Annotated in this window: 13 protein-coding genes; 6 read left to right on the plus strand and 7 right to left on the minus strand. The window is 49.7% G+C overall.

Translation table 11 applies throughout. The features are described 5' to 3' along the window. The coding region (locus tag C8D98_RS13770) for a retention module-containing protein (RefSeq protein WP_165871292.1) at window positions 1-4876 on the minus strand (4876 nt) is incomplete at its 3' end. A 342-nt stretch (window positions 4877-5218) separates the two neighbouring features. Between C8D98_RS13770 and C8D98_RS11025 the strand changes: the two genes are divergently transcribed. The 3 genes from C8D98_RS11025 (at window position 5219) to C8D98_RS11035 (ending at window position 6956) form a co-directional block, all read left to right on the plus strand. After that, window positions 5219-5773 (plus strand): tyrosine-protein phosphatase, encoded by a 555-nt coding sequence (locus C8D98_RS11025; RefSeq protein ID WP_132874201.1) that lies wholly within the window; start codon window positions 5219-5221, stop codon window positions 5771-5773. An 85-nt stretch (window positions 5774-5858) separates the two neighbouring features. Beyond that, complete coding sequence (locus C8D98_RS11030; RefSeq protein ID WP_132874202.1) at window positions 5859-6308, plus strand: MarR family winged helix-turn-helix transcriptional regulator; 450 nt, start codon at window positions 5859-5861, stop codon at window positions 6306-6308. Between the two features lie 45 nt (window positions 6309-6353). Further along, a complete protein-coding gene (locus C8D98_RS11035) occupies window positions 6354-6956 on the plus strand; it encodes a nitroreductase family protein (RefSeq protein WP_132874203.1) in 603 nt (200 codons plus the stop codon). Between the two features lie 75 nt (window positions 6957-7031). On the opposite strand, the gene C8D98_RS11040 is transcribed toward C8D98_RS11035, so the two are convergent. From C8D98_RS11040 to C8D98_RS11050, 3 genes are all read right to left on the minus strand, one after another. After that, window positions 7032-7727, minus strand: coding sequence for a response regulator transcription factor (locus tag C8D98_RS11040; protein ID WP_132874204.1), 696 nt, complete (start codon window positions 7725-7727; stop codon window positions 7032-7034). Window positions 7728-7814: 87 nt separating this feature from the next. Beyond that, complete coding sequence (locus tag C8D98_RS11045; RefSeq protein ID WP_132874205.1) at window positions 7815-8186, minus strand: hypothetical protein; 372 nt, start codon at window positions 8184-8186, stop codon at window positions 7815-7817. A gap of 15 nt (window positions 8187-8201) precedes the next feature. Continuing rightward, complete coding sequence (locus tag C8D98_RS11050; RefSeq protein WP_132874206.1) at window positions 8202-9500, minus strand: HAMP domain-containing sensor histidine kinase; 1299 nt, start codon at window positions 9498-9500, stop codon at window positions 8202-8204. A gap of 161 nt (window positions 9501-9661) precedes the next feature. Between C8D98_RS11050 and ppnP the strand changes: the two genes are divergently transcribed. Beyond that, on the plus strand, window positions 9662-9976 hold the full coding sequence (gene ppnP, locus C8D98_RS11055) for a pyrimidine/purine nucleoside phosphorylase (RefSeq protein WP_132874207.1): 315 nt from the start codon (window positions 9662-9664) through the stop codon (window positions 9974-9976). Between the two features lie 25 nt (window positions 9977-10001). Here ppnP and C8D98_RS11060 read toward each other — a convergent pair whose 3' ends face one another. From C8D98_RS11060 to C8D98_RS11070, 3 genes are read right to left on the minus strand one after another with little or no spacing between them, the layout of a single operon-like run. After that, window positions 10002-10244: a GSU3529 family protein gene (locus C8D98_RS11060; RefSeq protein WP_132874208.1), complete on the minus strand. Its 243-nt coding sequence runs from the start codon at window positions 10242-10244 to the stop codon at window positions 10002-10004. Beyond that, on the minus strand, window positions 10237-10497 hold the full coding sequence (locus C8D98_RS11065; protein ID WP_132874209.1) for a GSU3529 family protein: 261 nt from the start codon (window positions 10495-10497) through the stop codon (window positions 10237-10239). Before C8D98_RS11065 ends, C8D98_RS11060 begins: the two co-directional genes overlap by 8 nt. Further along, entirely contained in the window at window positions 10494-11639 is a 1146-nt protein-coding gene (locus C8D98_RS11070; RefSeq protein ID WP_207891272.1) for an aminotransferase class V-fold PLP-dependent enzyme, read from the minus strand. Before C8D98_RS11070 ends, C8D98_RS11065 begins: the two co-directional genes overlap by 4 nt. A gap of 95 nt (window positions 11640-11734) precedes the next feature. Between C8D98_RS11070 and C8D98_RS11075 the strand changes: the two genes are divergently transcribed. Together C8D98_RS11075 and C8D98_RS11080 are read left to right on the plus strand one after the other, a co-directional pair. Continuing rightward, entirely contained in the window at window positions 11735-12652 is a 918-nt protein-coding gene (locus tag C8D98_RS11075; RefSeq protein WP_132874210.1) for a LysR family transcriptional regulator, read from the plus strand. 54 nt (window positions 12653-12706) lie between these two features. After that, window positions 12707-13891: DUF438 domain-containing protein (locus C8D98_RS11080; RefSeq protein WP_165871293.1), on the plus strand; the 1185-nt coding region annotated here is incomplete at its 3' end.

Below are 13891 nucleotides of genomic sequence, written 5' to 3' on the forward strand. Positions count from 1 at the left end.
GGTTATCAACATCTGTTATCGTAAGCTGACCGTTGGCGGTAAGTACCGCATCGGATTCTGTAAGAACTACTGATTCACTGGACAGGATGGCCGCATCATTTGTGCCGTTTATGCGTACAGTAACGGTTGATGTAGTTCCATCAGCAGCCGCAACAGTGAAGGTTTCTGAGTATGAGTCGCCCACGTTCAGTTCGTTGAAAGCTGAGTTGGCTGTAAATGTCCAAGCGCCATTGGCATCTATGCTGAATTTGCCATATATGCCTTCCGTTTCAGTCTGTGCGACAAACACTGCGGGGTTGTCAACATCTGTTATCGCAAGCTGACCATTGGCTGTAAGTGCCGTATCGGATTCTGTAAGAACTACTGATTCGCTTGAAAGAACTGCGGCATCATTTGTGCCGTTGATTCTAACGGTCACTGTCGATGTTGTGCCGTCTTCTGCTGATACAGTGAATGTTTCTGAGTATGAGTCACCGACGTTCAGCTCGTTGAAAGCTGAATTAGCGGTGAAAGTCCATGCTCCATTCTCATCTATGCTGAACTTGCCGTATGCGCCTTCCGTATCAGTCTGAGCGACGAACACTGCGGGGTTATCAACGTCTGTTATCGTAAGCTGACCGTTGGCTGTAAGAGCGGTATCAGTTTCTGTAAGGGTTACTGACTCACTGGACAGGATTGCCGCATCGTTAGTACCGTTGATTCTGACTGTCACTGTCGATGTCGTGCCATCAGACGCTGATACTGTAAATGTTTCAGAGTAGGAATCGCCTATGTTCAGCTCGTTGAAAGCTGAGTTGGCGGTGAAAGTCCATGCTCCGTTCTCGTCTATGCTAAACTTGCCGTATGCTCCCTCTGTTTCTGTCTGAGCGACGAACACAGCAGGGTTGTCCACGTCTGTGATCGTAAGCTGACCGTTAGCTGTGAGTGCGGTGTCAGTTTCTGTAAGGGTTACTGATTCACTGGACAGGATGGCCGCATCGTTCGTACCGTTTATGCGTACAGTAACGGTTGATGTAGTTCCGTCAGCTGCCGCAACAGTGAAGGTTTCTGAGTAGGAATCGCCTATGTTCAGCTCGTTGAAAGCTGAGTTGGCGGTGAAAGTCCAAGCACCATTAGCATCTATGCTGAATTTGCCGTATGTGCCCTCTGTGTCTGTCTGTGCGACGAACACTGCGGGGTTGTCAACGTCTGTGATCGTAAGCTGTCCGTTAGCTGTCAGTGCTGTGTCAGATTCTGTCAGTATTACGCTTTCAGAAGAAAGAACAGCTGCATCATTCGTACCGTTTATGCGTACTGTAACGGTTGATGTAGTACCATCTGCCGCCGCTACCGTAAATGTTTCCGAGTAGGAATCGCCAACGTTCAGTTCGTTGAAAGCTGAGTTAGCAACGAAAGTCCAAGCGCCATTCTCATCTATGCTGAATTTGCCGTATGTACCTTCCGTGTCTGTCTGTGCGACGAACACAGCAGCGTTATCCACGTCTGTGATCGTCAGCTGACCATTGGTAGTGAGTGCAGCGTCTGATTCAGTCAATGTAACTGACTCGCTTGAAAGAACTGCGGCATCATTTGTGCCGTTGATTCTAACAGTTACTGTAGAAGTCGTACCATCAGCAGCCGCTACAGTGAAAGTTTCTGAGTAAGAATCGCCTACGTTAAGCTCGTTGAAAGCTGAGTTGGCTGTAAATGTCCAAGCGCCATTAGCATCTATGCTGAACTTGCCGTATGCGCCTTCCGTGTCAGTCTGAGCAACGAACACAGCAGGGTTGTCAACATCTGTTATCGTAAGCTGACCGTTAGCAGTAAGTGTAGCGTCAGATTCGGTAAGAACTACACTTTCAGAGGAAAGAACTGCGGCATCGTTCGTTCCGTTTATGCGTACTGTAACGGTTGATGTAGTGCCGTCAGCTGCCGCAACAGTGAAGGTTTCAGAGTAGGAATCACCGACATTCAGTTCGTTGAAAGCTGAGTTGGCAACAAACGTCCATGCGCCGTTCTCATCTATGCTGAACTTGCCGTATGTGCCCTCTGTGTCTGTCTGTGCAACGAACACAGCGGGGTTGTCAACATCTGTTATAGTGAGCTGGCCGTTAGCAGTCAGTGCTGTGTCAGATTCAGTAAGAACCACTGATTCGCTTGAAAGAACAGCCGCATCGTTAGTGCCGTTTATGCGTACTGTAACAGTCGATGTCGTACCATCAGCTGCCGCAACAGTGAAGGTTTCAGAGTAGGAATCACCAACATTCAGTTCGTTGAAAGCTGAGTTGGCAACAAACGTCCATGCTCCATTCTCGTCTATGCTGAACTTGCCGTATGTACCTTCTGTGTCTGTCTGAGCAACAAACACAGCAGGGTTGTCTACGTCAGTTATCGTAAGCTGACCGTTAGCAGTTAAAGGAGCATCTGCCTCCGTAAGAACCACAGAATCAGCGGAAACCACAGCCGCATCGTTCGTGCCGGTTACGGTTATAGAAAGTTTTGCAGTGGAAGCTGCGCCAAATTCATCTGTGACTGTATAGGGTATCTCGACAACCGTCTGCTCGCCCTCGCCCAGATAGTCATATGAGGAGGCATCGAAACTGTATGAGCCGTCAGGATTAAGTGTAAACCCTGCGGGCGGCTCGCTGACTGTAAATGTAAGACCTGTGCTGTCGGGATCGGTCGCCGTGAGCTGTCCTGTGATGGTGTTGTCCTCAACGACAGAAGCTGCGGCCGCTTCGGCAACTGGCGCATCGTTTGTACCTGTAACGGTGATAGTAAGTTTTGCAGTGGAAGTTGCTCCAAGTTCATCAGTCACCGTATAGGGTATCTCATAAACCGCCTGCTGGCCCTCTGCCAGATAGCTGTATGATGAGGCATCGAAGGTGTAAGAACCATCAGGGTTGAGAGTAAATCCGGCTGGGGTATCACCCACAGCCGCAAAAGTTAAAACTGTACTGTCAGCATCTGTTGCCGTGAGCTGTCCTGTGATGGTGTTGTCCTCAACAACAGAAGCTGCGGCCGCTTCGGCAACGGGTGCATCGTTTGTACCTGTAACGGTGATAGTAAGTTTTGCAGTGGAAGTTGCTCCAAGTTCATCAGTCACCGTATAGGGTATCTCATAAACCGCCTGCTGGCCTTCCGTAAGATAGCTGTATGATGAGGCATCGAAGGTATAAGAACCATCGGGGTTGAGAGTAAATCCGGCGGGGGTATCACCCACAGCCGCAAAAGTTAAAACTGCACTGTCAGCATCTGTTGCCGTGAGCTGTCCTGTGATGGTGTTGTCCTCAACAACAGAAGCTGCGGCCGCCTCGGCAACGGGTGCATCGTTTGTGCCTGTAACGGTTATGGTGAGTGTTGAAACAGACGTTCCGCCGTTTCCGTCGGAAACAGTGTAGGTGATGTCATAAACAGCCTGCTGACCCTCTGCCAGATAGCCGTATGAAGAGGCATCAAAGCTGTAGGATCCATTTGGGTTGAGCACAAATCCGGCAGGAAGCTCGCCGTTGGTGCTGAAAGTGAGAATGTCGCCCTCAACATCAGTTGCGGTCAGCTGGCCTGAAATGATGTTACCTTCAGTGACGGCGTTTGCAGCCGCCTCGGCCACAGGAGCATCGTTCACCGCAGCAATATCAATTCTGCCTGTGGCGGATGATGTTGCCGTGCCGTCTGTCACTGTAAAGGTAAACACAGCCTGTCCGCTGTAGTCTCTGTCGGGAGTGAATGTGTATGTACCGTTGCCGTTGTCGGTCAGTGTGCCGCCGGAAACGGAGTCAACAGAAACGATTGAGAGAGTATCGCCGTCAACATCGCTCGCCTGCGCAAGGAGCTGTTCTGCAGTGATGATAACGGGTGTATCTTCTGTGCCTGAATAGGTTATATCGCTTACCACAGGGGCATCGTTGGTTCCTGTGACTGTTATTGTAATAGTATTGTAGTCAACTGCGCCTTTGTCGTCAGTGACCGAATATGTAACGGAGAAGGTCGCTGTCTGTCCCTGAGCCAGATAGCCGTAGGATGCGGGATCAAACGAGTATGAGCCGTCGGGATTAAGGGTGAATCCGGCGGGAGTATCCTGAGAGACCGCCGCATATGTGAGCACATCGTTCACATCGGGGTCGTTCGCCTGAAGCTGACCTGTAACCACTGCTCCGTCCTCAACCGCATCGATAACTGCGGCATAGGCAACGGGAGCGTCGTTCGTTCCCTCGATGACAACGTTGATAACCCCCGGCTCAGTGTAGCCGTCGGGATATGTGACGATAACGTCAACGTTATATTCAGCAGTTTCGCCTTCGCCCAGATAGTCGTAGTCGGGGATAGAGGGGTCTATGAAATAGGATCCGTCGGGGTTGAGCACAAAACCGGGAGGAACTGCCGCTCCTGCGGCAAGTGAATATGTTATAGTACCGTCCGTGGTTTCTGTCGTCTGAGTATTATTGTTTGTGGTGCCTGTTCCGGGGTTGTTTGTTTCTGAGGCGGGGGCAACATATGCAGAGGGGAGCAGATAGCTGCCGACATATCCTTCGGATGAATCCCCGCTGAGGTAATCGCCAAGAGAGATGTTCTGTCCGGCCTCCTCACCTGCTGCCGTCTCTTCCTGACTGTCGGAAAGGTCTTCGCCGCTCTCCAGCATCTGCTGAAGCTCGTCCGCATTTACAACTGCATCGTCAAATGCTGAAATCAGTGTTTCGTCGATGGCTACCTGCTCGTTAGCACCAACGACTATCTCTCTGCCGCTTGCCAGTTGAAGAACAACCTTTGAGCCTGTGGTGGTTTCGATAACATCGCCCAGAGAGATTATATCTCCCGGATAGATCATTCTCGTTGAGCCGTCGATACTGTGGAGAACCGCCTGACCGATAACCTGAATAACTTTTCCAACTGCAGACATGAGACACCTCGGAATAATTTAATGTTGGAATCATACCGCATTTCACAATGAAAACATCGTACCAAGGTACAATCGTTGTGAAGCGTGACAAAGAACTAACAAACATGACTTTTTAAAATAATCATTTGCGCACTTCCCAAATCAGATAAAAACTGAAAATATCCTCAAAAAATCCTTATTTATCAGGTCAATTCACAAAACAAACATTTCACCATTTAGAGAATCGCAAAAACGACACTGTCAGTTTTAAAATTAACTTACACACCATAATTGGTAGGCGGTTTTTTTCAGTTTTTTTCATTTTCAAGTGCGGGGTTGAAAATAGGCGTACAAAGAGCTATCATGACACCCATGATCAAGAAAATACTGATGACGTTCGGCGCCATAGTGGCAATTATTTTTTTATTCTTCATTTATCAGAAGTTTATAAACCATAACTTCCACACGGTCGAAAAGGGTGTGCTCTACAGAAGCGCACAGCCCACTCCGGAAATGCTGAAAGAATATAAAGATAAATACGGAATAAAATCAGTTATCAGCCTGCGCAGGGCAAGACCGGACAAAGAATGGTACAGGCAGGAGATAAGAGCATCTGAAGAGCTGGGAATGGCTCATTACGACGTCGCCCTGTCTTCGACAATGCCTGCCCCCATGAAAAAGATGGAAGAACTTGTGCAGATTCTGAAAACTGCCGAACGCCCAATGCTGATCCACTGTCTTGGCGGCTCCGACAGAACAGGTCTGGGAGTTGCGCTGTATTTTTATGCGGTAAAGGAGATCCCTCCTCAGATAGCCGTAAAAAAATCCCTCAGTGTGCTTTACGGCCACTTCCCCTATCTCTGGATGAACACCGACGCAATGTCGCAAAGTTTTTACAGATATACTAAAAAATACTGATATTATTTTTCCAGCTATTTCCCCCTTGACAAATATTTGGATTCGAATAATTTGATATCATATAGTTTGAAGTGAGGCGGATGACATGACAAAGCATAAAGGAACGGCGGAAGAGGTTGAAGCTCTTGATGTATACATCAAGCTGATGCGTGCCTCAAAGAGCGTCACCGATGCCGCCCATGACCACCTGACAAAAGAGAAACTGTCCGACACCCAGTTCGGAGTGCTGGAAACCCTGTATCATCTCGGAGCACTCTGTCAGAAAGAGCTGGCGGACAAAAACCTGAAAAGCACTGCTAACATCACCACCGTTATAGACAACCTCGAAAAACGGAAACTGGTGGAACGGGTGCGCAGCGAAGAGGACAGACGCTACATAACAGTGCATCTGACCGAAGAGGGGCATAACCTTATCCACAGGATTTTCCCCGACCATGCACGGGCGATAGTGAAATGTTTCAGATCACTGACAGCAGAAGAAAAGAAAACGCTGGGCGACATTTGCAGAAAGCTCGGCAAAAGCCAGACGGCTTAAAAAATTTACACATATAGTTCGACATCGAATAAACGGAGGAACATCATGAGCTGGCAAAATTTTTTAAACGCAGTAAAAGAGAGACGTACATATTACGGAATATCAAACGAACTGACCGTATCCGAAAAGGAGATCGAAACCATAGTTGAGCAGGCGGTGCTCCATGCGCCCTCATCCTTCAACTCCCAGAGCGCAAGAGTTGTTCTGCTGTTCGGAAAACAGCACGAAAAACTCTGGAACATCGCAAAGGAACAGCTGAGAAAGATAGTTCCGGCAGAGGCATTCGCCCAGACGGAAGCCAAGATAGACTCTTTTAAAGCGGGAGCGGGAAGCGTTCTGTATTTCGAGGATCAGGCCGTTGTGAAAGGACTTCAGGAGCAGTTCGCCGCCTATGCGGATAACTTCCCCGTATGGTCAAACCACTCGTCAGGCATGCTCCAGTTCGTGGTATGGACGGCTCTGGAACAGACAGGACTCGGCGCATCCCTTCAGCACTACAGCCCGCTGATAGATGAAGACGTAAGAAATGAGTGGGGACTGCCCGAAAACTGGAAGCTGATAGCCCAGATGCCCTTCGGCAAACCCGTTGCCCAGCCCGGCGAAAAACAGTTTTCACCCCTTGAGGCCAGACTTAAAGTTTTCAGATAATACAAAAAGGGAGGCGAAAGCCTCCATTTTTTATAAGTCATTCTGACTATACGAAGAATATCTCCATCCCGTCTTTCACTTCTCCGCAATGAACATATATCCTTCACCCCACACGGTTTTTATAAAACTCGGAGCTTTAGGGTCGTCGCCCAGCTTTGTTCTGAGTCTGCTGACGGTGACATCCACGGTCCTGTTGAACGCATCGCAGTCCAGTCCTTTAAGCTCGTTGAAAATTTTGTCTCTGTCCAGAACCCTGTAAGGGTTGCGGAGCATCAGACATAAAATAACAAATTCCGCACGGGTCAGCTCCAGTTCTGTTCCGTCCAGAAAAGCCCTGTGTGTGTCAGTATCAACGTTCAGCCTGCCGTGGTCGATTCCTCCAGCAGACGGCTGAGCCTGCTGTCTGCCCTCCGCCCTTTTCAGAATTGAGGATATTCTGGCCACAAGCTCTCTTGGCTCGAAAGGTTTCGGCAGATAGTCATCCGCCCCTGCCTCAAGCCCGGCTATCCTGTCCTCGACACCGCCTCTGGCTGATAAAATTATCACAGGAATATCCGACTCTCTGCGTATCCTCTTACACAGTTCAAAACCGTTCATCTTGGGCATCATAACGTCCAGAATTATTATGGACGGCGATGATCTGCGCAGGTAGCCCTCGGCCTCTGTGGGGTCGTTCAGGCTGTCAACAGTATAGGAGAACTCAGCCAGATAGCGGGAGAGCATCCGGCAGAGCTTAACATCGTCGTCAACAATCAGAATCCTGTTCTGCATATTTCACCTGCGAGCGCAATCAGCATTGTGGCTATAAATATAAACGCTGTAAGGCAAAATGCAATCATCTCAGTTCTGCTCATGATATCACCTCAGGTTTTTGTACCGCTCGGCATCAACATGCTCGGTGATGTCGTTACCAAAATGGATCATGTACTCACCCTCAACGGGTATCCAGTAGCCGTCGTAAACCATATCCATGCTGGGGACATAGCAGACTTTTCTGGCAGGTTTTCCCGACCGTCTGGCCTCGGCGGCAACGCAGTGGGAATGGCTTCCGGCCTCGCCCAGAGAGGAGCATTTAACCCCAAGCGGAGTGCCGTATGATGCGCAGAGTTCGTTCACTGCTACTATTTCGTGTTTATAGGTTATAAGCATCACAGGCGCGGGATAGGTTCCCCACATCATTCTGAATGCCTCCACAACTTCCTCTCTGGTCTTTTGTACTGCTGTTTCCATATTTTCCTCCGTAAATCAGATGTTTATAAGCATGGGCGGCAGAGTGAACACCACTTCGGTGCCTGCCCCCTCTTCACTTCTCAGTTTTATAGTTCCGCCGTGCAGTTCCACTATCCGCTTGCACAGGCTCAGTCCCAGTCCGTATCCGGTGTTTCTTGTCCTTGCCGTGTCTGACCTGTAAAAAGGTTCGAAAACATAAGGGATCTCTTTTGCGGCAATGCCCTGCCCTTTGTCAGAAACGGTCACTGTCAGTCCGTCCGCATCCTTCAAAGCCGTCACTTTTACAGGCGAATCCGTATTGACGGAATATTTTACGGCATTCTCAAGCAGATTGGTCATAAGGCTCTCAAGCATCAGACCGTTTGCACAGAGGCTTATATTCTCATAGATAGAAAGCTCTATATTGCTCCCCCTGTTTCTGAATTTTCCGGCACAACGCCGGACAAGTGCGGAAAAATCCACCGTATCCATCTCCAGAATCCTGTCTGAGACGCCAAGCCTTGCGGATTCCAGAACCTTTCCGGTGAGAGTGTCCATACTGTTGATGTCTTCAATGAGGGACTGCTTCAACTCCTCGTCGGCAACCATGTCCGCCGCCACCCGCATACTGGTCAGAGGGGTACGCAGTTCATGGCTCACATCCGCCAGAAGCCGTTCACGGGAACGGACAGCACGCTCAATCTCCGAAGTCAGCCCGTTGAACATACGGCACAGCTGCGCCAGTTCGTCCCTTCCGCTCTGACTTATCTTATGGCCGTAATTGCCGTTTTTAACCTCTTCTATTGCCGCATGCATCTTTTTGACAGGCGACAGCATGCGCCTGATGATGAGAAGCGTTCCCGCCAGAATCACCATCATAATTCCGCAGAGGACGAACATCAGATTTCTCAGTTTGCTTATCTCCCCCTTTTCGGGAAACATGAGCAGAGTGAGTATCCCGCCGTCGGCAGAGCTGACTATACGGGTGTAGCCGTGGGCGGAGGAGATGCTCAGACCTTCTCTGCTGAAAAATTCCAGCAGTTTTCTGTCCGGAAAATCATCTGGCGACACTCCCGCTGTCCAGCTTTCGGAGTCTGATTCGTAAGAGACAAACAGGCCAAGACGCTCTGCCAGTTTTTCAGCTCTGGCTTTTTCAGGGGGATTTCCTATATCTCTTACAAGATATTGCACATAGTCGGTCATGTTAGACCGCATTCTGGTGTCAGTGGTTATCGAATAATAATGAAAGGTTGCAAACACCGCAAAGTTAAGCAGTGCGGCCGCCAGAATAGTCAGCAGCAGAAGTTTTGTGAAAAGTGAATTCATCTTAGGCATGGTCAACCTTCCTGTATCTTTCTGAATTCTAATATACAGGCATGATTTTAAAAGAGTGTTTAAAGTTGTTCTGAATTGTAACAATTTGTAACGAACCTTGAATGGACAACGACGGCGGATAGTGTATAATCAGCCGTTAATAACACTATCGGAGCATAAACATGTCTGAATTCACCAATGTTACAGTCGTTAAAAAAGCAAACGTATTTTTCGGCGGAAATGTGGTAAGCCGCACTGTTATTTTTGAAGACGGAACAAAAAAGACTCTGGGTTTCATCCAGCCCGGCGAATATACCTTCAACACTGCGGCAGCAGAGGTAATGGAGATCCTCAGCGGCGAGATGGAGGTCAGCATTCAGGGACAGGCGGAAAAACTTATAATCAAAGGCGAAGGCGTGTTTGATGTTCCCGAAAACTCATCTTTCACAATGAACGTAACAGCGCACGCCGACTACATCTGCTCATTCGCAAAATAATATACGGGGAGCCTGTGCTCCCCTTTTATTTCCAAAACCTTTTAAGTGTTCTTTCCAGAATTGCGTTGTTAACGCCCATTCCAAGATAGCCTGTCTGTCCGTATGTATCGTAAAGCTCAACCTTGTCCGCCAGTTCGGATATCTCATCCTCCCTTCCGGCAAACCTCTCCGGCTCGCTGATTATCCTCTCTATCTCCTCTGCCAGATAGTCCGGCAGATCCTGATTGTCCTGCGCTTCCTTAAGCACTCTCTTTAATCTGTCAAACACCTTCGCCCTCCAGCCATCGCAGGGTTCTGGCTATATCTTCGTGGTCGTATGCCCACTTGCAGCATCCCGCCTCGGCATACACGTCAAAATCCTTCACCTGCTCCAGAAGTATCTCAACCAGATATTCCTTTTCGCCGTATTTCTCAGGATTTCCCGCCACAGCAAGCACAGGCGTCGCCAGCCATTCCGGCAGTTCCCCGTTCACATACTGATCAGTAGCCGCCTCTTTCAGATCCGCAAACACCTGACTCATATTCCGCTCCTTAACTTTCTGATAATATCCTTTACTCTCTCCCAGTCCGCATCAGGTGTCATATGGCACCATGAAAACCTGAGCGAACACTCCACCCGCTCCGCAGAAAGCCCCATAGCCCCCAGCACATAGCTCGGCATGGGGTTGTGGGATGTGCAGGCGGATGTGCCCGAAACCGCTATAACTGATTTAAGCGCACGAACGGCTGTCTCAGCCTTTATGCCTTTCAGCGAAAAATTCACCGTATGGGGCATACATAAGCGTTCGTCTCCGTTCTGCTGTGCTCCCAGTTCTCCAAGAACCGAAAGCACCGCCCTGCGGTATTCAATGCACTTCTGCCTTCTGCTCTCGCCGTCACGCATGGCAAGCTTTGCCGCCTCGCCGAAAGCCGCAATGAGTTGAACGGGGAGTGTTCCGGGTCTCAACCCCTGCTCCTGTCCCCCGCCGTACATAAGCGGCATCAGAGGCGGAAATCTTCCGTCCCTCCGGCGCATTATGAGTGCGCCGATTCCCTTGGGTGCATATATCTTATGCCCGCTGACGGATATCATATCGATCCGACCGTCTGTGAGCATAGTAAACTCCTTTCCGTAGCCCTGCGCCGAATCCACGTGCCAATAGGCTTCGTGTCCGGCCAGAACCTCCGCCGTCTCTTTCAGCGGCTGAATTATTCCCGTCTCGTTGTTAACATGCATGGTGGAGACCAGCAGTGTGTCGGGTCTCAGAAGCTCCGCCAGACGGTTCACATCGAACCTGCCGTCAGCACCCGCCGGAAGATGATCCACCCTGAAGCCAAACCGCTCCATGGCCGCCGCAGGCTCAAGCACCGACTTGTGCTCTATTGCGGTGGTTATGATATGCCTGCGTCCAGTACGGGTACCCTCTTCCGCAAGCCCCAGTATCGCAAGGTTATTGCTCTCGGTGGCTCCGCCGGTGAAAACCACGCTGTCTGCTCCCGCACCCGCAGGCTGTCCCACCAGTTTTCTGGCGTGATCCGCCGCCGTTCTGGCAAAAAGCCCGTAGTCGTGCACAGGGCTTGCGGCGTTGCCGTAGTCCTTCTCGGTGAATTTTGCCGCAACAGCCGCCGCAGAAGGCTCAACAGGCGTTGTTGCGCTGCAGTCCAGATAAACAGGTATGTTCATGTTTAACCCTCTGCCATAAATCTAATGCCTGACGCACCCATATTGCAAATATATGTTTTATATGTTATCCATCCGTAAAACAGATTGGTGATGCCATGGATCTGAGACAGCTGAAATTCTTTCTGGAAATAGCCGACTGCGGGGGATTCACAAAGGCCGCAGAAAAGCTTTTCATCGCCCAGTCGGCTCTGAGCACAGCGATAAAAAAACTGGAAGAGGAACTGGGTGCGGAGCTGTTCAGCAGGCAGAACAAAAGGATAGCCCTGACATACGAAGGGGAGATCTTCGCTCTGCGTGCCAGAGAGATACTGAAATCTGTGGACAGTGCCGGACAGGAGATAGCCGAGCTTAAAAGCCTGATAAAGGGCGAGGTTAGGGTGGGGCTTACACCCATGCTCAGCAGTTTTTTCTTCCCGAAGATTCTGGCGGCATTCAAACAGCAATATCCCTCGCTCCAGATATCAGTTCAGGGCGACAGCGCATGGAACATTCAGCGGAAAATAGAGACTGGCGAAATAGACATGGGCATAATTGCCGGAGAGGTTCCTGACGGGCTGGATTCCCATCACATCCTGCGCGAAGAGGTTGTGGCCTGCGTTTCCAGAAGCCACCCGCTGGCAGGAAACCGCAAGCTACCCCGCAAAAAACTGCTCTCACAGCCCCTTCTGCAGTTTAAGGCCGGATACGCTATCCGGGAGATTATCGACGACATCGCCCGCAAAGAAGGTATCGGCACAGTAACGGCCGCCGAATCCAACATCTTCTCACTGCTGAAAAATCTGGCAAAGGAAGAACTTGGCGTGGCATTTCTGCTGAAAATGGCCGCTTCGGGAACGCCCAACGAAGTCGCCGTCATTTCCTGCGACCCGCAGATATATCTCAACCATTTCATAGCATGGAAGAAAAACACCCGCCTCTCCCCTGCCAACAGAGCCTTTGTGGACTTTCTGGCATCCGAGCTGGATGAATATTACATGCTGAAACGTGCGGCGGAAACTTTTCCTCTGCCATAAAGGTTTCCCATTGCACACTTATGTGCAATAATACTGGTTATGGAGGATACAGAAATGTCTGAGTGGCTTTATAAGAACGACCCCCATATGGAAAACCTGCGAGCATACTGCAAAGGCGTGCTGGACGAAGAGGACGGCGGCGCACTGTTTCGTGAATACGAGGAGGACATCCGGAGCGTAAAATATCCGGAGGTCATGGCTCTGGTGAACTGGATGGTTCAGTGCGAGCAGTATGACACGGATCAGATAAAAGATGCCCTTAACAGAATAATCAACATTTTCTCATCGAACCTGATGGAACTGCACGACGATTCGGCAAACTATCCGCAGTTCATAAAAATTCTCTCCGATGAGAATCAGGCTATAACAGCCCGCATGAACAACATAAAAGAGGAGCTGAAACTCCTCAGCAAGGCTGAAGAGGGAACGTATCCCCACGATATGCACCGTATGTCTGTGAAAAACAGTGTAGAGGAGCTGACCGCTCTGGAAGCGCACTACGTTAAAAAGGAAAACATCCTTTTCCCCTATGTTGAAAAATACATCCCCGAATACAGATGCATACAGATAATGTGGTCGATGCACGACGATGTCCGCAGGGGAATCAAAAAAATATCCGCTCTGCTGGGACAGGACCCTTTCGACGGCGTTCAGTTCAACAGAGCCATCGGCAGACTGTTTTTCGATATCTACGGGCTGATGTTTCGTGAAGATTACATCCTTCTGCCGATGTCCGCAAAGATGATACCCGCAGAGGCAATGGAGGACATGCTCGGCCAGTGTCCTGAGGTGGGCTACACGTTCATAGATGCGCCGGAAATAAACGTCAGATCCTCTTCAAAGCCTCTGGCAGAGGTGAACGGTATGGTGAATCTGGAAACCGGAGAGCTTTCGGTTCAGCAGCTCATCATGATGCTGAATACCCTGCCCGTGGACATAACATATGTGGACGAAAACGACTGCGTCCGCTATTTCTCATCGCCCAAGGACAGGATTTTCCCCCGCTCAAAGGCCATCATAGGCCGCACTGTTCAGAACTGCCATCCGCCGGACAGCGTTCACATCGTCAACGAGGTTGTGGCAAGGCTGAAATCGGGCAAAAAGGACGTTGAGAACTTCTGGATTCAGATGGGAGGCAAGTTCATTCTTATTCAGTATTTCGCCATTCGTGACGCAAAAGGGGAATACAGAGGAACCATCGAAGTGAGTCAGGAAGTGAGTGAGATAAGGGAATTGAAG

Origin of the sequence: Seleniivibrio woodruffii (assembly GCF_004339245.1) — a bacterium.
GTDB lineage: Bacteria > Chrysiogenota > Deferribacteres > Deferribacterales > Geovibrionaceae > Seleniivibrio > Seleniivibrio woodruffii.